We start from the raw sequence: 21512 nt of genomic DNA, 5'->3' as shown, positions 1-21512 counted from the left end.
TTAATAGATGTTAATATAGCTGTACGTTATTCCTCCTGATGAAATTTTAAAAAATTCCGCATCTCCATAGGTGGTTGAGATATAACTGTCCCCTAGCCAACAACTGTTTGTTCCATCCCCTAAGTTTCCATTAAAATAGGTTTCAGGTACACTCGTTCCTCCGGATGAAACAGGTACACTTGTTCCAGCGAAGTACATTTGGAATTTAGTGTGTCTCCAGTCAGTCATTGTCGCAATACCGCTTGGTGGTGATAGTGAAGGGTGAGAGGGTGCTCTGGGAATTGCAGGACTGGTTGCACTTGTTTGCACAAGGAAGGATGTTATACCTGTCGCTGATGGATAAGACGACAACCCATAAACAGTTCCTGCAGGAACAACCAGCTCATTCGGTACCGCAGGTCCGGAAATGCTTACCATAGGATAACATGAGCCTAAAGGAGTAGCTATTAAAATTCCGTGAAAATCATACGTCGAATAGTTGCTTACAGTCAACTTGCTTTCCTGGGAGCTTAGCGATCCTGAACAGCCAATAATTAAAGCTAAAATTATTCTTTTCATAGCAATCAATTATAGTTTTACATTATTTCTTATCTGTGCAGATTTTTCCTCGTTGATCTGAATTGCCCAAACCAATATTGCTGAAATGTCACCGTTTGTTTTTTTCTGAATTTCATCTTTGGTGACACCCGTTGACTGTATTAGTTCCGTTGCAGAAGGCAAAAGTATTTTCTTTCTTCTATCGCTCAGTTCCGCTGAACCAGAACGTTTTTCTTCTTCTGTAGATCTGTTTGCCGGATCTCCAAGACTTTTCATTGCTCTGTCAAACTTTTGCATTTCTGTAGTTTTCATAGATTCTACTGTGTTAACTGCAGCACTCTCGTTCGTACAGGATAATAAAGTTATTGATACAATAACTGTAAAAAATAGTTTTTTCATAGTAAAATAAGATTTGATTGTTATAATGATTTAAATTTTATGTTAATATATTTATGATCTAAGTCCTATTCTATGGTCTATTGTTAAATCACTAACAGAAACACTATTCTGAATTTTTTACATAATTAATCATACACAATGTGAATTATTACACCATGCAATTTACTTATTTTAAGCACATATAACCAATTAATATATAAAACAATTGGGAATTATTTATAAATTATTACACAGAAATAAAAATATCTCAAAGAATTTCATTATGATAATTTCTGGAAAAAAAATTGATAAAGTATTACAGAAACGGGGAATATACAACTCTATTTTATCAATTAAAAAGTGAATTATTTTTTAATGTAGATTTTTGGAAAAGACCAATTTTCATGTAACAATTGATAAATTATCACAAAACCAAAGGAGGATTATTAAAGGTTCTTACAGAATATTTAGCTCATTGTAAAAAAAACCGATTAATTATTCATCTACCTGTTGAATAATTTGTTGGAAGCGAGTTTGCTTACACATTGAAAATTATTTTGTATTTAACCATTACTGAATTCAGGGGAAAGAAGAATTTCGAGAAATTATTCTGCAAAATTGTGAGTCGGCAACCGACCTGATCGACAATTTGCCTATTAAATTCAATAGCAATTTGGTTTGCAAATTTTACCAAATTACTCTTCATCAATTTATTATATAGAAACCTAATTGTTTGTATCAATGTGCTCTTTCAATCATCGGGAGCGAGGCAGGCAAAATTTCTTAGCCAAAGCTTTATCTTATATTTGCAATTAAAATCAAATTTAAACCTTTAATTAATCTAAACAAAAACTCCCATAAATACAGGAGTTTTCTTTTATTATTACAATATGTGTAAGAAATGAACAGGTCAAAAAGCATTCTGCTTCAAAAACGTATCAATTTCAGAACTTTCTATTTTAGGATTTGCACCGGAATAGCTCGCTACCAAAGCACCGACGGCACTGGCAAAATTAAGGGCTTCATCGGGATTTTGATCTGAAAGCAGTTTTACAATCAGGCTGGCTAAAAAAGAATCTCCTGCCCCTACTGTATCTGCTACTTTCACAGGATAACCTTCGTGTCTGTACAATTGATCATTCCATAACAAGATAGACCCGTGTTTTCCTAAAGTTACACAGATTGCCTTCGTGTTTGTTTTTTCTGATATAAACTTGATGTTTGATTCCAGATCCTCAGATTCAAATCCCATCCCGGCAGCAATTTCCAGTATTTCCTCATCATTGAATTTGATAAAATCTGCTCTGTTCATAAGTTTTTCCAGAAGCTGAATATTATAAAACGGTTTTCTTAGATTCACATCAAAAACTTTAAACATTTTATCATTGAAATCTAATAGGGAGAAAAGCGTCTTTTGGGAAACATCATTTCTGCAGGCAAGGCTTCCATAGAAAAAAACATCAGCCTCTTTTACAACATCCTTTATTTTCTCATCAACACTGATAAAATCCCACGCAGAAGGAAATTTGATCTCGTAAGTTGCGGAGCCACGCTCATTTAAAGAAACCTGAACAATTCCTGTCTCGTATTCCGGAGAAACAATGATTCCGGTGGTTTCAAGAGCATTTTCTTTGGTGTAATCCAGGATTACTTTTCCGTCTTCATCATTTCCTACTGCACTGATCATTGCAACGGGAAAGCCATACGAAGCCGTTCTGAGAGCCAGATTGAGAGGAGCACCGCCAATTTTTTTCTCTTCTCCAAAAACATCGAAAAGTACTTCTCCAAAACTTATTACATTAATTTTCTTATTGATAAACATTAATTGGGATTTTTGATATTGATATTACTGAATGAACTCTCTGAAGAACTAAAAATACTCCATTTTTTATTAACAATATTATAAATTCTGTTGGTGAACGCTATTTTATCATTGATATAGATAACACAAACGTCGTTGCTTATAGAAGCCGTTACAGTATATGATGTCCCTGAAACCGAACTTAACGAATAAGAATTCATAAGATCCTCCGAACCGGAATTCATTACATAAGCTGCGATTCTGTTATTTGCAGGTTCAAACGTAATCTTAACTCCGCTTCCGGCGTCGGTATCGTGTGCCAGAATAATTCCTGCTTTTCCGGCAGATACATTCAATGTAAAGTTAATCTGATTAGCTTTTTGAAGTTTCGAAAAAGTGACCTGAGAATTGGCAGATAAATTAAAGCTACTTCCATTCTGAGAAGCATTTCCAGTGATTTTATCAACTGACAGCACAGCATTCTGACCAAACACAGATGGTAATCCTGAAACAGGTTTCACAGCCAGTGTTCCGTCTGAATTCTGAACCAGTCTGTGAGCGACAATATTTCCTGCCCAGTCTTTTCCACCAGTATTATTTTCAGGAGTTTTTCTTGCGGTCCATCCTACCAGATAACGGTTTGTATTATCCGAAACCGTTTTAGCTGCATACAGATAAGAGCCGTCAAGACGGTCATTTTGAGGTGTAGTCCAAGGTCCGTTCGGCGAAGTCGAAATGCGGTAATGCGTTCCGGCATTGCTGCTCCAGTTTTCAGAAAAAACAAGATACCAATAATTACCCATTTTGAAAAGGTCCGGACATTCCATCATAATATAATTTTCGGAAGAGCTGGTTGTATAAATCGGATTTTCTACGGTCCAGTTTCCTGTTGACGGATTGGTAGTAGTAAATTTAAGTACAACTGCTTTCTTGTCAGAAGTCTGAGCAGAAACCAGCATCCAGTATTTTCCGTCTTCGGAATTAAAGAAAACGTGCGGATCACGAAATTCATAATCATAATATCCTGCCGGAGCAGTGATTTTAAAATTCTTGACCTTCGTCCAGTTTTTCATATCCGTACTTGTTGCCAAGAGAACGCTCTCCCGTGGATTGCCTGAAAGGAACGAAGCAACGGCGTTATGACCGGTATAATAGTAATAATAGGTATTTCCTACCTTTACAAGGCTTCCCGTTCCCACTCCGAAATCGGCTTCTGATGACGTTCCGTAAGAAATATGTCTTCCCTGATAAGTAAAATCTGTAAAATTACTGGTCTCGAAGCTATGAATATCGTGAAATCCTTCTCCTGCGGGTTTTGTTTTTGCATCGTGGAGAAAGAAAAGGTGGAACTTCCCGTTTTCATAATAAGGCATTACATCTCCTGCATAACCTTCTGTATAATAAGGATTGTTCTCTCCCATCCACTGATTGGGCGGCTGCGGAAAGATATTGGTTTTGCTGTAAATATCTTCCGGATTAACCTCCGTATCCGAATCGTGATTCTGACAGGAAAATGTTGCCAGTGAAAGTACGGCTGCTACATATATTTTTTTTATTGACATTGGTTCTGATATTAATGGGTTACAAGATAATTGAGGCTGTTCTCCGTCATCTTTTTGATATTATCCTGAAACGAGTTGGGCTGACTCGGGCTTCCGTTCACTGTTTCATTGTACCAGTCGTAGGCACCCATACAGATGACCATACATTTTTTATTGGCAGTTCCGCCGGGAAATTCAGCGACTGCAACACGTCCGTCCAAAGTATTATCCCAGGCTTCACTGGCAAGATTATTACCACCTGTCTGATTTCTCCAGCCGGCACCATTTACATATCCACCCCAATCCGGAAGGAACCACCAGGCCGTATGATTCAGACGAAATGTCCCTTTCTCAAGCAGATTCGCTTTGCCGGATTCGTACGTCTGAAGACCATCGAAAACCGGATGATTCTCATATCCTTTGAAAGAGATTCCCCAATCACTTCCTGTATCTACAAATCCGTTTGGAAGAAAATCTCCGAAAACATTATTCGGTCCTTTTCCTGCAGGAACTATTCCCAACGCGTCAACATATTGTGCAGCAAAGCTTGTTAGCAAAATATTTCCTCCGCCATTCAAATAGGTTTTGATTTTGGAAGTTACATTTGTATTCAGCGCATCGCCCGGCAGAGCGGTAGCCGAGTCAAAATGCCACCAGATCACATCAATGCCCGTAAGATTGGCTGCACCACTTGCGACATCTACCATCGAAACATAAACAGCTCCTGAATATTTTCCGAAAAGCCAATCAGAAGCTGCAATCTCATCCGGATTTATCAATCCTGTTCTTGTAGCAGCGGTTCCAAGGAATGCAACGGACGGTCCGGAAACAGGTGTTGTTACCTTAGCTGTATAAACTTCCGTAAGACTGCCATTAGAAACAGTAAACGAAACCGGACTGGTAAAATTAATCGTTGTTCCCGATGTAGGACTGATACTGACACCATTTGCGGTTTCAATAATCGGCTGCAATGCGGTAAGATTTGTCCCTTCCGGCATTGTAAGAGAAATGGTTTTGCCCGAATTATTGATGGTAGCCGATAATCCATTGATTTTAAAGCTGATAATCGGATCCTGAGCTTTTACAGTTACCTGATAATCTTTGTAAATGTTGCCATTTTTTACTTTGAATTTAACCGGCTGTGAAAAATCAATCGTTGCTCCTGATGCCGGCGAAACTACTGCTCCCTGCGGAATTTCAATAACCGGAGCCAATGTCTTAACACTTGTTCCATAAGGAAGCGTGACGTTGATTTTATCATTTTTATGATCAATTTCCCCTGAAACACCATTCACCCTGAAAGAAGAAATATTGACTGAAACATCCGTAACAAGCCCATCTTCCATGTGGCTGTCGCAAGACCATACAAATATCACTGAAACGAGCAACAGAACGAATATCTGGAATTTATTAAATATTGTTTTCATAATTACTAAGTTTAATAACCATTATTTTGTTTGTACAGTCCCTGGCTGAAATTGATTTGAGCCAATGGAATCGGGCAGTATTCTTCAATTCCGTGGTCAAACCCTGCCTGAGAATAGAAAGATCTTTTAGTTTTCTCGACAGAATAATAACTGTTCATCGTTCCTGCCGTAGTTCCCCATCTCACAAGGTCAAAGAAACGGCTTCCTTCCATGGCAAACTCCATTCTTCTCTCCCATCGTAATGCTTTTCTTGCAAAATCCTGGTTCCAAGTACAGTTTACGCCTGGTTCATATTTGCTGATCAAATTGTTGGAGGTGTAACTTCCTGTCAAAACCGTACTGTTCGCCGCACGCTGTCTTACTTGATTGATTAATGGCAATGCTTCGTTGATCTGTCCGAGTTCAATTAAGGCTTCGGCTTTCATCAGCAAAACATCAGAATAACGGATGATAATCCTATTTTTTGAATTGCCGTAAAACGGATCAACATTTACGGTACAACCGCATCCTACAGGCACATTTTCCTTTAAAGAAGCATAAAAACCATAAGTTGCCGGGCTTCTGCTCCAGCTTTCCTGAAAGATTTTGTTTTCTTCATATTTCCAAGGCAGTCCGGGCAGGGCAACCGTGTGATATAATCTGGGATCCACTTTGTAATTATTTAGCTGATTGTAGTTGAGATCAGTATCATTGTAAGTATCAAACATCGGTAATCCCTGCGTTGTCGTTTTAAATGCATTCACCAGATTCTGGCTCGGCTTATGAAAATCACAACATCCCAGACCTTGAGGCAGAGAAAGCACATCTCCGTAATTTAGCCTTCCAAAGAGAGTTCCGTCATTATCCGAATACTGAATGGAAAATACCGCTTCAGGGCCATTTTCGTATGTACCGGGCATGAAATTATATCCAAAATCAGGCTCAAGTGTATAATTTCCGATTACCTGATTGGCAGCATCAACAGACTTCTGAAGCGTTACCGGATTTACCTGCGTTACAGTATAGTTATCATCCTGCTCATACGCCTGATACAGCCTTACTTTAGCAAGATAGGCATAGGCCGCGCTTTTCTTTGGTCTTCCGACTTCCGACTGTGTTGCAGGAAGATTAGCGGCTGCAAATTCAAAATTAGACGCAATAGCTTCCCATAGTTGCTGGTCGCTCTTTGCCTTGTTTGAGATTTTCGGATAATCATCAATGGGTGTATTTTCATCCACATAAGGCACATATTTAAATAACGTTTTCAGCAAAAAATAGTAATGTCCTCTTACGAAATTCATCTCAGCAATTCGCTTTTGCTTGTTCGGATATTCGGAATCTGAAAGTTGCTTAAGCGCGGCAATCGCTTTGTTACATCTGGAAATTCCTACATAATTGAGATACCATAATCTGTCTAATTCACCGAAATCTGAACGGATATTATTTGAAATTTCAAAAAAGTGAAAGGTCTGGATATCATTGGTTCCGCTTCCTCCTTTGTACGCATCATCAGAACGGACGTTTCCATACGGCCAAAGACTGAAAGGAGTATCATAATGGTCATTTCCGAGAGATGCATAGGCTGCAACCACAAAACCATCCACATTCTGAGGCGTTACCACATCGGCTTCCGACAGGACACCTCTCGGTTCATTGTCCAGGAAATCGTTGCAGGAAGTAGTTCCCAGCAAAAAGGCAAAAGCTATTGTTAAAAGTATATTCTTTTTCATTTTTTTATTATTTAAAAATTATAGGGAAAAATTAACTCCAAAATTGAATGTGAGTGGCAACGGATAACCGAATGCCGGTGTTTCAGGATCTATTCCTGTAAAGCTTTTTGATTTTATCGTCCAAAGATTCTGGACACTTGCATACATCCTGAAATTAACAATGTGATATTGCTCCATTAAAGATTTCGGGAACGTGTAACCCAATTGTAAAACTCTCAGCTTCAGATAACTTCCGCTTTCTACATAATATGATGAGAATCTTGATTCTGCATTACTGTCCACTGTCGTAAGTGCAGGAATATCCGAATTTTGATTCTGCGGCGACCAAGCATTCAGAAGCCTTGTCCCTTTATTGGAACCAACATCATCCACACTCCAGAAATCAGTCTGGTATTTTTTTGAATTAATGACATCCACATCACCGATGCCTTGCCAGAATGTTGAAAGATCAAAGTTTTTATATGAAAAGTTGAGATTGATGCCATACATAAATCCCGGATTCGGATTGCCAATCCACGTTCTGTCTTTGTCGTCAATCATTCCATCACCATTTAAATCTGCATAGCGAATTCTTCCCAAACCTTTGCCTGACTGGCTTGCAGAATTATCCACCTCTGCCTGAGTTCTGAAAAGCCCATCAGCAACATAACCGTACATTGAGTTGACTGGACGTCCCAGAATATTATCTGTTGTTCCGTTTCCACCGTAATTATTGATAACGGATTGAGGAAGTGCAGTAATTTTGTTACGGTTCATTGAGATATTCCCTGAAACTTCGTAACGGAAACCACCTGCGGTTTCATTCTGATAAGACAATGCAACTTCAATCCCTTTATTCTCCATAGATGCACCATTGATCCATCGATCTCCTCCTTCTCCGATCACCCCCAGATAAGGCGGTAATACCAGGATGTCTTTTGTTGCTTTTTTATAAACATCAACACTACCCGTCAGTTTTTGATTAAAGAATCCGAAATCTAAACCAAGATTCGTCTGCGTGGTCGTTTCCCATCTCAGGTCGTCATTTTTTGTCTGAGTTGCAATAAATCCAGATGGTAATAATCCGCTTCCGACACCGGAAATATCATAAGCCGTTCCGTAAGATGTCGCCCACGTTGGATTTCCTCCTGCATAATTTGCTATATAAAGCGAATACACCGCTGAATTACTTATCTCCTGGTTCCCGGTCTGTCCCCAACCTGCTCTTAATCGCAAATCTGAGAAAAACGGAATCAGATTTTCTGCAAAATGTTCTTTATTGATTCTCCATCCTGCCGAGAATGCTGGGAAAGTTCCGAAACGGTTATTTTTACCGAACCTTGAAGAGCCGTCATAACGCATTGTTGCAGAGAAAAGATAACGGTTGTCATAGTCGTAAGAGAATTTTCCAAAGTAGGACAACAGGCTGTAATACGTGGAGCTGCCGCCATTGAAAGCATCTCCGGTTCCTGCATCGGGATACATATAATCCGGTGTTTCTATCAGGAATCCTTCTTTTCTCAGCCAGGTATTTTTAAATGTATCCTTGTACATTTCCATTCCGCCCAAAAGATCAAAATGGTGTTTTCCTGCTTTTGCAGTGTATTGTGCGGTATTTGACCAGGTCCATTTCTCTGTGTCTGACTGATCAATATTCACTGCATTGGTTTTGTTTTGCAGATAACCCGAAACATAGCTTCTTTGCAGCATTCTTTTGTAATAATTGGAAAGATCGATTCCGAAGCTGGATTTTAAAGTCAAATTTTTAACAGGCTGCAATTCTGCATAAACGTTTCCGAAGAATCTTTGGTACTGATAGCCGTTGTCTTTATTATATTCCAAAAGTCTGACTGGATTCTGTCTGTCATTCATTCCACCAACCGGACCGCCCCACCCGATTCCGTCTACAGTACGAACCGGAATGATGGGCAAAGCACGTAAAGCAGGGTCAAGAACGCCCGGATCCATCAGTTCATTGGTCTTATTGAAGGTGAAATTTTCACCGATTTTCAGCTTTCCGTCGAAAAAGTTATAAGAGGTATTGACACGGGCAGACAGTCTTTTGAAATTGGTAAGTTTCACGATTCCATCATTGTCATAATATCCTAGAGAGAAAAAGTAAGAACCCTTGTCCGAAGCACTCGAAGCAGAAACATCCAGCGAATTGGCAACACCGGTCTGCGAAACCTCATCGTACCAATTGGTGTTTGCCGACTTAATGGTTTTTCCAGCATCCAGATATTCAGGTACGAAACTATTGTACAATGTAGGAATGCCATTCTGAACACCCCAGTCAAAACTGTAGCTCAAATTGTTGCTATTTGGGTTCAGTCCGTCATTGATGTTCGCCTGCCAAAGCACCTGTCCGAATTGTTTTGCATTCAGAACCTCTGTTTTCTTTGCATATTGTGAATACGCCGTATAATAATTGAGGTCGATTCTCATCTTCCCTTTTTTTCCTTTTTTGGTGGTGATAATGATAACACCGTTTGCAGCTCTGGAACCGTAGATACTTGCTGAAGATGCATCTTTCAGCACCTGCATTGATTCAATGTCACTTGGGTTAAGCTCGTGCATACCTGCTTTTGTGGGAACACCATCTATTACATAAAGTGGATCTGTATTATTTAAAGTTCCAACCCCACGAATCAGGACTTTTGTATTACTGCCCGAAGGAGATCCGTCGGCTGTGATGTTAACACCAGCTACTCTTCCCTGCAATGATTTGATCGGATTGGGTTCGGTCTGCTTGTTCAGGTCTTTCATATCCACCACGGAAACTGCACCTGTAATATCTGCTTTTCTCTGCTTCGTATATCCTGTTACTACAACCTCGTCTATGCTTTTTATTTTCTCCGCAGCTAAAACGATGTTAAGAACCGTCTTCTCATCCACCACAACTTCGCGGGTGGAATAATCCGGATACGTGAAAATTAAAGTATTTCCTTTTTGCAGGTCGTTGATCTGAAATGCACCGCTGCTGTCTGTTGTAGTATTGGCTCCTGTTTCCGAAACGGTTACAATAACCCCGCTCAACGGTTTCTGATTTGAGGAAACCACCTTACCTTTAATGACTTCCTGCGCAAATACATACGAAAAAGGCAGAAGACAAAAGGCGATGGCTATTTTGTATTTCTTCATAATATAGTTTTTTTATTTGATATTAATCTGATGAGCAGTGATGTTCAGAGTACTTCCTTTGGTATCTGTGGATAAGCTCAGTTCCGAAAAGTTTTCATTAGGGAAGAAGATCTCGGTCATTACCTTTTCACCGTTATTGAAGAAAATTTCAATAGAGGTTTTATCTATTAAAATTTTAAATTTCCCTTGTGTTAAAGTTTTTGAAAGCGGCGCTATAGTAATCTTTTCTGCGAATTTATCACTGAAATTGGTTTTGCCCGATTTTCTACGGTCTATGAAAAGTGATTTCTCTTTATTATCGATTCCAAAAGTGAGTTTTTCACCTAAAGAATTACTCAAAGTAAAAGTATAAACACCGCTCGTCATTTTCTTAAAATCAAAATCAATTACTGCTTTTGTAAGGTCGATTTCATTATTTTTAAAAATAGATTGGGATGATTTCAGATTAATATTTTTTGAAATTTTCTTTCCCTGGTATTTTTCCAGTTGAGAAACGGGTACATTTTTAAGAATATAACCTTCTTTCGTTTTTACAAGGTTCACTTCTCTTGCAATGGTGTTGCTGCTTCTCCACTTTTCTGTGGGAACTTCCTGTGCGTACAGCCAATTCGACATCCAGCCGATGATTATTCTTTTATTTTCAGGGACGTTATCAAAAGATACACTTGCATAATTATCCATTCCCCAATCTAACCACACTGCTTTTTCTTTTGCAAGTTGCTTCGCAAAAAGAGCGTCTGTTTTAAATGTTTTTCCATCAAAATCGCCCACAAAAAACTGGACACCAGAACCTCCGTTTGGTCCACCCGGATTAAGATTTTGAATTAAAACCCATTTGGTTTCCTGTGTTCCCTCAATTTTTATAGGAAAAAAATCCGGACATTCCCAAACACCGCCGTGTGCACCTAAATCTTTTCCAAAATCTGACAAGAGTTGCCAATCTTTTAAATTTTTAGAAGCATAAAACTGTGTTTTGTCGTGCACAGCAATACTCATTATCCATTGCTGATGAACCTCATCTCGGATCACTTTCGGATCTCTGAAATCTTGCACACCTGGATTTTGAATTATAGGATTATTTTTATATTTCGTCCACGTTTTACCGTTGTCCAAAGAATACGCTAAAGCCTGACTTTCAACATCCAATTTATTTTCTTTTTCCTTTACCGGATCGTGATAGGTGTAAAATGCTACAACTGGAATGTTTTTTCCATCTCCAAAACCAGAAGTGTTATTTTTATCTACGACAGCACTTCCAGAAAAAATATAACCCAATTGATCCGGGAATAAAGCAACTTCCTGTTCTTCCCATTTTACCAAATCTTTGCTGGTTGCGTGTCCCCAATGCATTGGTCCCCATTTGTTTCCACCAGGATAATACTGAAAAAACAAATGATAAAGACCATCTAAATAATACAATCCGTTTGGATCGTTCATCCAATTTGTTTTCGGTGTAAAGTGATAGTTGGGCCTGTAAAGCTTCTCTTCAGACGTTTTCGCATCCGACTGTGCATTGAGCCCGGAATAAAACGTTGCAGCGATGATTAAAGTTGATATGATTTTCTTCATTATGATTATTTAATAGGAATTTTTTGAGTTATTTAAAACACATTATTCAATTCAATTTATATAGGTGTTCTTGCTGATGATTGTATTGATTTTTACATCTATTTCGTCAGTGTCTTGCTTAATTTTTCAAGAGATATACCTTTTGTTTCCGGCATCATAAACATCACGAATAATAATTGGAATACCATTGCAACGGTAAAGACCAAAAAGACGGTCCCGGCTCCTATCGTGGAAAATAATGTAGGAATTAAGGATGGAATGATTGCTGCCAAAAGCCAGTGTGTGGAACTTCCGAAAGCCTGTCCTGATGCCCGGAGATGATTTGGGAAAATCTCCGAAATGAATACCCAAATCACTGTTCCCTGACCAATAGCGTGAGAAGCAATAAAGAGGAACAGAAAAATTGGAATCGCCAATCCCGACCAATGAAAATAAAACGCCATAGAAACCAATCCTAAAGAAATGATATAACCTACGGAACCCAAATACATCAGTGTTCTTCTCCCTACTTTATCAATGAGGTTGACCCCAACCAAAGTGAAAACCATATTCACAACACCAATTCCTATACTGCTGAGAAGTGCTGTTTTCTCACCCAAACCTGCTTCACCAAAAATTCTTGGTGCATAATACAGGAATGCGTTAATCCCCGACATCTGATTAAAAAAGGCTACGAGAAAAGCCAACATCAGCGGAAAACGGTATTTTTTCATAAAGATATTTTCCTTTGGTGATTCTGCGTGGTCATCTTCCATCTGGGTGATCAAAGTTTCAGAATCCTGATCCGGACTCAGAATTTTCATCACTTTTTTCGCTTCTTCAATTCTGGATTGGGAAACCAGCCATCTTGGACTTTCCGGAATGGTGAATACACATAATGTATAAATAGCAGCTGGAATTGCCTGTACACCAAGCATCCATCTCCAGTCGTTGTCGCCAATACCGCTTAATAAATAATTTGATAAAAATGCAATCAGAATCCCCAGAACAATATTAAATTGATACAGTGAAACCATTCTGCCACGGTCTTTTGCAGGCGCAATCTCTGAAATATAAGCCGGTGCAGCAATTGTAGAAGCACCAACACCCAAACCACCCATAAATCTGAAAAATGCAAACAGATAAGGATCATTGGAAAGTGCCGTTCCTATAGCAGAAAACGCATATAAGACACCAATGATCAAGAGCGTTTTTTTACGTCCTAATTTATTAGTTGGTATTCCACCGAAAATGGCGCCTATCACTGTACCCCACAATGCCATTCCCATTACGACTGCTCCGTGAAATGCATCTGAGCTGTTCCAGAGCGTCTGCAATTTTTTGTCTGCGCCGGAAATCACTACCACATCAAACCCGAAAAGAAATCCTGCCAAAGCTGCCGTAATAGACCACATAAGAATTTTATTCATCTGTTAAAAATATTTATTTGTTTGTGGCTAATATATCCCGAGGCGGCAATCCGAGGGTTTAATTATGTAACTAAATATTTCGGCAAGGTTAATTATTTGTTAATTAATTACAATTAATTGAAAATCAATTATTTAAATTTAAATAATTTTATTAAAGTTTAATCAGGTTACAAAATTGTAACATTGTTTTATAAAAATGTTACGTGTGTTTTGGTGTTTTTATGGTTTAAGAACAATTAATGTTATGAAAATTTTAACCGAAAAAAGGGTCAAGGTGTATAGTTTTTAGGTCAGGAACTTTTAGGAATTATAAATCATTCAGAAAGCTGTTTGTTCGTACGGATGAAGGTGCGTTGTTTAGAAAGCGTAATAAAAAAGCAGCAGTTTGATTACTGCTGCTAAATATTGTAAAAATATTAGATGTGAAAATTGATTTTAAATATAAATTAGAGCCTCATATTTTGTCACTCTACTATTGTAAATATATGATCATTTAATTTCGTACTTCTTTATCACTCCTTTCCTTCCGACTTTCTAAAAGCATTCGGAGATATCCCAAACTTATTCTTGAAAACAGTGGAGAAATAATTCGGGGAAGAAAAACCGGTTTTGTAAGCAATCTCTGAAATCGTCAGTTCAGGATTTTGCAGCATTGATTTAGCTTGTTCCAGACGGAAATTGTTGATATAATCGCTCACATTAACATCGAACATTGCTTTTATCTTTCTATAAAGCTGAATTCTGGAAATATTGAGCAGGTCTGCAAGATTTTCCACTGAAAAATCAGGATTGTCAATATTGGTTTTGATCAACTGGTTCAGATTGTTCACAAAGGTCTGTTCTATGCTTCCGAACGATTTGCTGTCCACAATTCTGCCGATATTGTTTGTATAATAATAACGTAGTTTTTCGCGGTTGTAAAGCAACGCACGCAGTGACTGTATCAGAATCGGGTAACTGAAAGGTTTTGTGAGATAAAGATCAACGCCGGATTTCAAGCCTTGAAGATAAGATTCTTTATTGTCAAGAGCTGTCAGGAGAATGACCGGAATATGTGATGTGCGAAGATCGTTTTTTAGGATTTCACAGATTTCAAAACCATTTTTATCCGGAAGATTGACATCGCAAACGATAACGTCCGGAATTTCCCTCAATGCCCTATCAATCGCATCCGTACCGTCAGAAACCGTCACCTCAAACTCATTCTGTAGCTTTTTGCTTAAAAAGAAGGACAAATCTGAATTATCCTCCACCAAAAGAAGTGAATAACGTTCGCCCTGAGATTCCTGATTTTGGGTAATCGTCTCATCTTCCAATCCCGCAAAAACGGCTTCTGTTACAAGACTTTCAGCACCTGCGAGACTGGTCTCTTTCACCATTTGGTCTTCGTTGAAATGCTTGTTTCCCTTGTAAAGACTGATGACAAACTCTGTTCCCTGAAAAGAGCTCACTTCTATCTTCCCAAGATGAAGCTCAATAAACTGTCTGCTAAGATGAAGCCCGATTCCTGAACTATTTTTTCTATTGTTGGAGCCTTTGAAATAAGCTTCAAAGACATTGCTGATTTCTTTTTCGGGGATTCCGATTCCATTATCTTTGAAACTGATGACCGCCTGATTTCCTTTTTCCTGAATCGTGATTTCAATCTTTCCATTGTCCGGCGTAAATTTGAAAGCATTCGATAAAAGGTTGAAATACACTTTATCCATCAGGTTTCTGTCGATATAGAGCTCAAGGTTTTTGTTCTGTGAATGAATTTCGAATTTGATATTTCTTTTCTTAGCTTCATTTTCAAAATCACGAAAAATTGCATAAGTAAAATCGTAAATATTCGTCTTGGAAACTCTTAGGTTAAAAGTTTGACTTTCTATTTTTCTAAAATCTAATAAATTATCCACTAATCGCAATAATCGGTTGGAATTTTTATTAATAAGCTCCAACTCGTAGGATGGTTTTATCCCTTTGGTTTTGCCGGAATCCATCAAAGATTCCAATGAACTGAGAATAAGAGTAATGGGTGTTTTAAATTCGTGAGATAATCCCGTGAAAAAATTAACTCTTGCTTCATTACTGTCTTTCAACTCATTAGCAATGGTTTCAATCTGGTTTCTTTGAATGGTAATTCTCTCATTGGTAAGCGTAAGTTGCTTATTTTTTATCTTGATCGCATAAATAAGGTAAATAGAATAGGCAACCAGGCAAAACATCAATATCAACAATATTACAGACCATCGGAACAATTCTTTTTGCGAAGAATAAAGTTCGATCTGTTTCTTAACTGCATGTACCTGATTTTCTATAACGCCTTGCTGTTCGATGATTTTATCAAACTGATTGCGCATAATTTCCGCATTCATTCTGTCGATGATCGTTGTGCTGAGTTTAATACGTTTGGGAACGGCAACACCGTTATGAATTTTAATTGCAGTCTCGATGGCTTCTGCTCCCCCAGTTGGATACAGTAAAGTAGCGTTCAGCTTTCCGTCCAGAACCATTTGTATTCCGCCGTCTTTTGTATTCAGTCCGTCAACGCCGATAAATTTGATTTGATTTTCCAAACCGGCATTCCGTGCAACCTGCCACGCATTGGCGGCAAGCTCATCATTAAAGGCAAAAACATACAAACTTTGATTTCCCAAGGAATCCAGCGTTTTCCTGAAAGATTCTGCGGGAAGGCCTCTAAATGTTTTTATTAAATCTGTATTGGGATTATTTCTGATGATTTCCTGAAAGCCGAGACTTCTTTCTATGGTTGGGGAAGATTGGTCATCGCCTCTTATTTCGATTACTTTTTTATCAATTTTGGAATCTGAAAGAATGTAATTGGCCGCCTCTTTACCAATCTCCACGTTATCTGCGCCGATATAGGTCGTATATTTTTGTGAATTGATCTTCCTGTCGAGCAAAATAACCGGAATATTTTTGGCAGTCGCATTTTCCACTACAGGAACCAGGGATTCGGGATCAATGGGTGAAATGATGATCACATCCACCTTACGGTCAATCATTTTTTGTATATCCTGAACCTGTCTATTTACTGAACTTTCTGCTTTCTGTATATTAAGCTCTACTTCAGAATGAAGTGATGCCTGTATCTCCATAGAATGGTTCATTGCCAGTCTCCACGGATGATTTCCCAAGCCTTGTGAAAACCCGATAGTAATTTTGTCTGAAGTTTTCTGGGATTTTTTACAAGAAAAAAAAACAAGGAAAAACAGAAGAAATAACATTCTATAAGCCTTAAGAAAACCGAAAAATTTCAAAATTTTTATTGGTAACATATTGACACAATATTAATAAAGATGTTCCAGACAGGCAATTTTTAATGATAGTATTTTGTATTCTTTTTGTGTCAAAATATTAGTTTGTCCAAAGGAGTAATGATGTCGTGATTGATAGATTGGCTATTATAAAAACGATTGCTGTAATTCAATAACAATTCCATCTGCGACACCAAAACATCCTGGTTGAAACTGTCAATATTGTTGGCTAATTCGTTGGCTATTGAAGCAAATAAATTGGCTATAATCTCCTTTTCTTTTGCAGATAAAAACAAGGCTTCTGAAACATCGTAAGAGAAAAAGCCATATTGAGTGATCGTTTTTACTAAAGGATAATTTCGGATAAAGTCTGGATGGAAATATAAAGCAATACCTTCATAGCTTTCCAGGTCTTCCGGTGGAGAAACAATTTGTTTTGCTTTAGAAATGCTGTTACAGGTTGAATTGAATGTGCTTTTCGAATCGTTTTAACACTTGTCTCCGATAAACGGAATATTTTACTTTGCCCTCTTGTATCAGGTCTTTTACTGTTCCTGCAACATCTTCTATCGGAACATTCGGGTCAACCCTGTGCTGATAAAGCAGGTCAATGTAATCTGTTTTTAATCTTTTAAAGATGCTTCGGTTACTATTCTTCTGATCGTTTCGGATCTGCTGTCTAAACCTACTGCCGGTCTGGCATCTTTACAACCAAATTTTGTAGCGATTACCACATCTTTTCTATAAGGTTTGTAATGCTTCGCCAACAATTTCTTCGTTGGTATAGGGTGCAATATTAAAAAAATGTGACCCCTCTTTCAACTGCATTGTCTAGTAGCGTTATGGCTTCTTTTTCATCAAGACCTTTGCCGTCCAAAAAGTTTAAACCCATACATTCAAAGTCTAATGTGGAAACTTCTAATCCACTACTTCCTAATTTTCTTTTTTGCATAATTCTTTTTTAAATTGTTTCTAAAGCTGACTTCAATTTCAAGTACAAAATTCCTGATTGCCGTTGTGTGAAAGTAGTCCAAATTGGTAATTGTTGTAGTCAGATCTTCAAACATTCTTTTAAACTGTAAAAAAAGACCTCATTTCAAAGCACTGACCTATCTTGCAACGGAAGACGGGAGGCATTGTAACGCAATTGTGTTCAAGTTTCAGAACGGTTCAGGGACAGAACTTGTATTTCCCGCAGATATTGTCAGTGCCAGTATTATTTTGTGAGAAGCTAAAGAAACATTAGAAAAAATATATAGAGGATTAGACTTCGACCTTCTTATTAATTTTAAATACGATCGGAAGTAGCGTTATAACGAATCTTTATACTTTTTGAGATGAAAGTACATAAGGTTTCAGAAAATCTACCTAGATTGCTTTATAATTTTTCATTTTCGAATCCCGATAATTGGTCTCTTTCGTACGAGATAGAATTTTAACAAGCTATAGGAATAAGAAAACAGACTTAATTTCCCATTAAAGCAATACTGGCTTTAGTAGGTTGCTTTACATTAATTTTCACATCATCAAATGAAGGAGCGGAAAGTTTGGGTCTGTAATTCTTTGAAAAACCAAATCCTTCGGTAGGATAACCGATCATATTTCGGTCACATTTGCCATTGTTGTTGACATCTTGGTAAACCGCGACCGCATATTCTCCGACAGGCAGATCCTTGAATGTGTAGCTTACTTTATTTCCCGTTGCCTTTACTTTAGCATTGGCAACGGTAGATTTTTCCTTTAAAAATCCTCCTTTCTTATTATAAATACCAAGATAAACATATCCTTTGTCAGGAACCAAATCAGACACTTCCACCGTAAAATGATATTGTGCAAAAAGAGTGGTGTTGATCGTAATCAGGAGTACCATACCTATTATTTTCTGTAACATACGTTCTGTTTTTTAAGTTTATTGATAAGCTGGTTCTGTCATTTTTTTTTCATTCCTGTTGAAAAAATGTTCTATTTCCGCTTCATTTCCATTTCGGTATGCCTGGTAAGGTTCCGATTGTAAAAGCAACCAGCGTTTAATTAAGTTTCTAAAAAGAAAGGTTATTTTCTTTTGAAAAGGATTAACCTCCCTATTGACCATCTCGAAATAATCGACTAAATTCTGTCTACGAAAACGGATGATTTCCTCCAGCCGACCACCATCAGACATTCTCCCGCAATGAAAATTCTTTTCTGCAAATGCTTTTTCAGGAAAGTTAGCCTCGCCAAGTCCAAATATATCAAACATCTTTGCAAGAAAGGAGCGGTACAAAATAACGCAATCTTCTCCTCCACCCAAATTAAAAATCCGGTTTTCAAGTTGGACTTTAAAAGCAACTGCTTTGGCAAAAGCCCGTCCTGTATCCTGTGGTGTACAGATTTCCATGGGCGTATCAAGTGGCATGTGAAACATCAGTTTAGAGATTTTATGGTTACCCATAATCGCAGCCAGACGAAAGATCGTCCAGGGCAAATTAGACTGTGTAATCGCTTTCTCACATAATACCTTCGTTTCACCATACTGATCACCAGGACTTGGTTTCAATGGGTCAGTCACGGAAATTTCCGGGTTGTTGACGCGATCACCGTAGACAGAAATGCTGGAACTGAATAGCAAATGACATTGAGGTGAATTTTTTTCCAAAGCGTGAATGAGATTTGCTGTTCCCAACACATTGACACGATAGGCCAATTCGGGATCTGTATCTGCAAGCGGTGGAATGATCGCTGCCAAATGAATGGTAAAATCCTTATTGTGGCTTACTTTTTCTACCGCTGAAGAACTGCCGACATCACCATACACAATCTCTACACGACCTTGAAAAGGCGTTAATTTTTTAACTGATTTGGGAGTCTTTACATCAAAGACAGTAATTTCATAATTAGGATCTTTTACCAAACGCTTTAAAGTTTCGAAACCGACCGTTCCCGATGCACCGGTGAGAAGAATTCTTTTTTTTGTATTAACTATGCTCTTTTTCATTGTTTTAGATTAAAGATGATATGTTATTAAAGTTATCCATAAAAAATAAACTTAAATTTGTTATACAGTTTGTTCGTTATCCAACATGATGCTTTATTAAAACCGCCTTGTAAAACTATTACTCACGAATTGAATTAATGTAGCAAACTGGTGATTTCTGTACAATACGGAGCAAAAGTGTGTGATTTTGTAGCGGAAGTAAAAAAAATTAAGATGGAATTAAGAAAAGACCGCAGGGTTCAGTATACCAAAAAAGTATTGCGAGAGGCATTGTTTGACTTGTTGAGGGAGAAAGAATTGATTCAGATCTCTATCACGGAATTATGTAAAACAGCGGATGTCAATAGAAATTCATTTTATCGGCATTATACGATTCCGCTGGATATACTCCTGGAGCTGGAAGAGGAAGTATTTGAAAAATTATCGGCTGTCTTACGCAAGAGCTACAAAATGGACGAGGTGATATTGCTTAGCTGCCAACTGCTGGAAAATGACAAAGAGATGAGCAAAATAGTTTTCACAAAAGGCGATGGAGGCGGAATTTTATCTCGTATCTTGACGAATGTCCGGAATTATTTCCCGGTAGAAGATCAAATTGAACTGAGCCCGGAAACACAACCCTTTGTTGAAATGGCCTATCAGTTCGGAGAGAAAGGGAGCATCGCAGTGATTAAGAATTGGGTCGAAAATGATTTTGCTCACCCTGCCGAAAGTGTCGCACAAATGATCAGTTATCTGGTCAATAAACTTAATAGATTATAGGGAAAATCAATAATGACTCGTTGGGCTATTTAAATCAAAATAAAAGTATTTTCCAGACAATTTTTATTTTGTATCAAAAGCAATATTTTTCCACGATCTCTGAAGGTATCCATTCTACAGTTATTGCTGGAAAACAATTAATATTAAAAATAATTAATTTCATAGATATCAGATTCTTTTTTTATAGTTTTACAATAGAAAAGTCATACAAAATGAATCCGATCTATCAAGAGTATTATGTAAATGGCAGCATTGCTCATTTTATCAAGAAGCTCTGGATTCTAAATAACCAAGAGGATCAACCCTCAATATTAAACAAAGGTGTTCCGCCTAATGGCTGTTTTACCATAGCAATTGTTCAGGGAGAAGGATTAAATATAAGGCATAAAAATCAGAGCAAGAAATTATCAGAGGGAATTTATTTCTGTGGTCAAATTACCGAGACCATGTATATTGATATCTATTCCGGAACAAAGGCAACGATGATTCAGCTTTTTCCCTGGACGCCGGTACATTTTGGAATTTCAGATGCTTATTTGTTTACTGATCATATTTGCCCTGCTGATGAAATAGCAAGGCTGAAAACTTTAGATTTAAATATGATGATTGGTCTAAGCAACAGATTAATATGTAAATACATTGCGACAGCTTTTGTTCCTTTTTTCAAAACTGACAGTAATACAGCTTTGATCATTGAAAGCACACAAATAATTATTGCCAGCAAAGGAAATATAACCGTTTCATCTTTAGCACAGTCAATGAATTGTTCTGTACGTCAACTTCAGAAATTATTTAAAAAATTCATAGGCATAAGTCCAAAGTTTTTAATTCGTATTATCAATGTACGAGAAGCTTTAGATGATATGGTCTACCCCAATTTTTTTTCTTTAACTATGGCTCAATTGGCTCTTTCAAATGGCTATTATGATCAACCGCACTTCAACCGTACATTTGCTTCTTTTATCAAAACAACACCAAAAAATTTCATAAAAGAAGATTATCTGCTTACAATAAAAAAATAATTC

18 protein-coding genes are annotated in these 21512 nt (G+C 37.7%); 2 read left to right on the top strand and 16 right to left on the bottom strand.

The window, feature by feature from the left end; all coding sequences use genetic code 11:
• From K0R77_RS14370 to K0R77_RS14295, 16 genes are all read right to left on the bottom strand, one after another.
• Positions 1 to 558: a hypothetical protein gene (locus tag K0R77_RS14370; RefSeq protein WP_300353744.1), complete on the bottom strand. Its 558-nt coding sequence runs from the start codon at positions 556 to 558 to the stop codon at positions 1 to 3.
• Positions 559 to 567: 9 nt separating this feature from the next.
• On the bottom strand, positions 568 to 936 hold the full coding sequence (locus K0R77_RS14365; protein WP_300353742.1) for a hypothetical protein: 369 nt from the start codon (positions 934 to 936) through the stop codon (positions 568 to 570).
• Between the two features lie 889 nt (positions 937 to 1825).
• Positions 1826 to 2737 carry a carbohydrate kinase gene (locus K0R77_RS14360; protein ID WP_300353739.1) on the bottom strand — a complete coding sequence of 304 codons (912 nt, stop codon included), beginning with the start codon at positions 2735 to 2737 and terminating at the stop codon, positions 1826 to 1828.
• Entirely contained in the window at positions 2737 to 4278 is a 1542-nt protein-coding gene (locus tag K0R77_RS14355; protein ID WP_300353736.1) for a glycoside hydrolase family 32 protein, read from the bottom strand. The genes K0R77_RS14360 and K0R77_RS14355 overlap by 1 nt, the downstream gene beginning before the upstream one ends.
• An 11-nt stretch (positions 4279 to 4289) precedes the next feature.
• Positions 4290 to 5684: a DUF4960 domain-containing protein gene (locus tag K0R77_RS14350; protein ID WP_300353733.1), complete on the bottom strand. Its 1395-nt coding sequence runs from the start codon at positions 5682 to 5684 to the stop codon at positions 4290 to 4292.
• A gap of 11 nt (positions 5685 to 5695) precedes the next feature.
• Positions 5696 to 7393, bottom strand: coding sequence for a RagB/SusD family nutrient uptake outer membrane protein (locus K0R77_RS14345; protein ID WP_300353731.1), 1698 nt, complete (start codon positions 7391 to 7393; stop codon positions 5696 to 5698).
• A gap of 18 nt (positions 7394 to 7411) precedes the next feature.
• Positions 7412 to 10513 carry a TonB-dependent receptor gene (locus K0R77_RS14340; protein WP_300353729.1) on the bottom strand — a complete coding sequence of 1034 codons (3102 nt, stop codon included), beginning with the start codon at positions 10511 to 10513 and terminating at the stop codon, positions 7412 to 7414.
• A gap of 12 nt (positions 10514 to 10525) precedes the next feature.
• Positions 10526 to 12082: a glycoside hydrolase family 32 protein gene (locus K0R77_RS14335; protein WP_300353727.1), complete on the bottom strand. Its 1557-nt coding sequence runs from the start codon at positions 12080 to 12082 to the stop codon at positions 10526 to 10528.
• Between the two features lie 98 nt (positions 12083 to 12180).
• Positions 12181 to 13491: a sugar porter family MFS transporter gene (locus K0R77_RS14330; RefSeq protein WP_300353725.1), complete on the bottom strand. Its 1311-nt coding sequence runs from the start codon at positions 13489 to 13491 to the stop codon at positions 12181 to 12183.
• Between the two features lie 512 nt (positions 13492 to 14003).
• The gene (locus K0R77_RS14325) at positions 14004 to 16772 is read right to left on the bottom strand and encodes a substrate-binding domain-containing protein (RefSeq protein WP_300353722.1); all 2769 of its coding nucleotides are present in this window, start codon (positions 16770 to 16772) and stop codon (positions 14004 to 14006) included.
• 71 nt (positions 16773 to 16843) lie between these two features.
• A complete protein-coding gene (locus K0R77_RS14320) occupies positions 16844 to 17047 on the bottom strand; it encodes a hypothetical protein (RefSeq protein ID WP_300353719.1) in 204 nt (67 codons plus the stop codon).
• A gap of 157 nt (positions 17048 to 17204) precedes the next feature.
• The gene (locus tag K0R77_RS14315; protein ID WP_367182747.1) at positions 17205 to 17363 is read right to left on the bottom strand and encodes an aldo/keto reductase; all 159 of its coding nucleotides are present in this window, start codon (positions 17361 to 17363) and stop codon (positions 17205 to 17207) included.
• 11 nt (positions 17364 to 17374) lie between these two features.
• Positions 17375 to 17545, bottom strand: coding sequence for a hypothetical protein (locus K0R77_RS14310; protein ID WP_300353716.1), 171 nt, complete (start codon positions 17543 to 17545; stop codon positions 17375 to 17377).
• Between the two features lie 2 nt (positions 17546 to 17547).
• Complete coding sequence (locus tag K0R77_RS14305; RefSeq protein ID WP_300353713.1) at positions 17548 to 17703, bottom strand: hypothetical protein; 156 nt, start codon at positions 17701 to 17703, stop codon at positions 17548 to 17550.
• Positions 17704 to 18216: 513 nt separating this feature from the next.
• A complete protein-coding gene (locus K0R77_RS14300) occupies positions 18217 to 18642 on the bottom strand; it encodes a DUF2141 domain-containing protein (protein WP_300353710.1) in 426 nt (141 codons plus the stop codon).
• A gap of 18 nt (positions 18643 to 18660) precedes the next feature.
• The gene (locus K0R77_RS14295; protein WP_300353707.1) at positions 18661 to 19725 is read right to left on the bottom strand and encodes an NAD(P)-dependent oxidoreductase; all 1065 of its coding nucleotides are present in this window, start codon (positions 19723 to 19725) and stop codon (positions 18661 to 18663) included.
• Positions 19726 to 19938: 213 nt separating this feature from the next.
• Between K0R77_RS14295 and K0R77_RS14290 the strand changes: the two genes are divergently transcribed.
• Both K0R77_RS14290 and K0R77_RS14285 read left to right on the top strand, forming a co-directional pair.
• Positions 19939 to 20487: a TetR/AcrR family transcriptional regulator gene (locus K0R77_RS14290; RefSeq protein ID WP_300353704.1), complete on the top strand. Its 549-nt coding sequence runs from the start codon at positions 19939 to 19941 to the stop codon at positions 20485 to 20487.
• 68 nt (positions 20488 to 20555) lie between these two features.
• Entirely contained in the window at positions 20556 to 21509 is a 954-nt protein-coding gene (locus K0R77_RS14285) for a helix-turn-helix transcriptional regulator (RefSeq protein WP_300353702.1), read from the top strand.
• Positions 21510 to 21512: the final 3 nt, after the last annotated feature.

Source organism: Chryseobacterium sp., assembly GCF_029240215.1.
Lineage (GTDB): Bacteria > Bacteroidota > Bacteroidia > Flavobacteriales > Weeksellaceae > Chryseobacterium.
This window is presented reverse-complemented; position numbering and strand designations above follow the sequence as displayed.

Excerpts from the sequence above, each read along its gene's own strand:
- K0R77_RS14370 (WP_300353744.1), bottom strand. The coding sequence starts at position 558 with ATGAAAAGAATAATTTTAGCTTTAATTATTGGCTGTTCAGGATCGCTA.
- K0R77_RS14365 (WP_300353742.1), bottom strand. The coding sequence starts at position 936 with ATGAAAAAACTATTTTTTACAGTTATTGTATCAATAACTTTATTATCC.
- K0R77_RS14360 (WP_300353739.1), bottom strand. The coding sequence starts at position 2,737 with ATGTTTATCAATAAGAAAATTAATGTAATAAGTTTTGGAGAAGTACTT.
- K0R77_RS14355 (WP_300353736.1), bottom strand. The coding sequence starts at position 4,278 with ATGTCAATAAAAAAAATATATGTAGCAGCCGTACTTTCACTGGCAACA.
- K0R77_RS14350 (WP_300353733.1), bottom strand. The coding sequence starts at position 5,684 with ATGAAAACAATATTTAATAAATTCCAGATATTCGTTCTGTTGCTCGTT.
- K0R77_RS14345 (WP_300353731.1), bottom strand. The coding sequence starts at position 7,393 with ATGAAAAAGAATATACTTTTAACAATAGCTTTTGCCTTTTTGCTGGGA.
- K0R77_RS14340 (WP_300353729.1), bottom strand. The coding sequence starts at position 10,513 with ATGAAGAAATACAAAATAGCCATCGCCTTTTGTCTTCTGCCTTTTTCG.
- K0R77_RS14335 (WP_300353727.1), bottom strand. The coding sequence starts at position 12,082 with ATGAAGAAAATCATATCAACTTTAATCATCGCTGCAACGTTTTATTCC.
- K0R77_RS14330 (WP_300353725.1), bottom strand. The coding sequence starts at position 13,491 with ATGAATAAAATTCTTATGTGGTCTATTACGGCAGCTTTGGCAGGATTT.
- K0R77_RS14325 (WP_300353722.1), bottom strand. The coding sequence starts at position 16,772 with ATGTTACCAATAAAAATTTTGAAATTTTTCGGTTTTCTTAAGGCTTAT.
- K0R77_RS14305 (WP_300353713.1), bottom strand. The coding sequence starts at position 17,703 with ATGCAAAAAAGAAAATTAGGAAGTAGTGGATTAGAAGTTTCCACATTA.
- K0R77_RS14300 (WP_300353710.1), bottom strand. The coding sequence starts at position 18,642 with ATGTTACAGAAAATAATAGGTATGGTACTCCTGATTACGATCAACACC.
- K0R77_RS14295 (WP_300353707.1), bottom strand. The coding sequence starts at position 19,725 with ATGAAAAAGAGCATAGTTAATACAAAAAAAAGAATTCTTCTCACCGGT.
- K0R77_RS14290 (WP_300353704.1), top strand. The coding sequence starts at position 19,939 with ATGGAATTAAGAAAAGACCGCAGGGTTCAGTATACCAAAAAAGTATTG.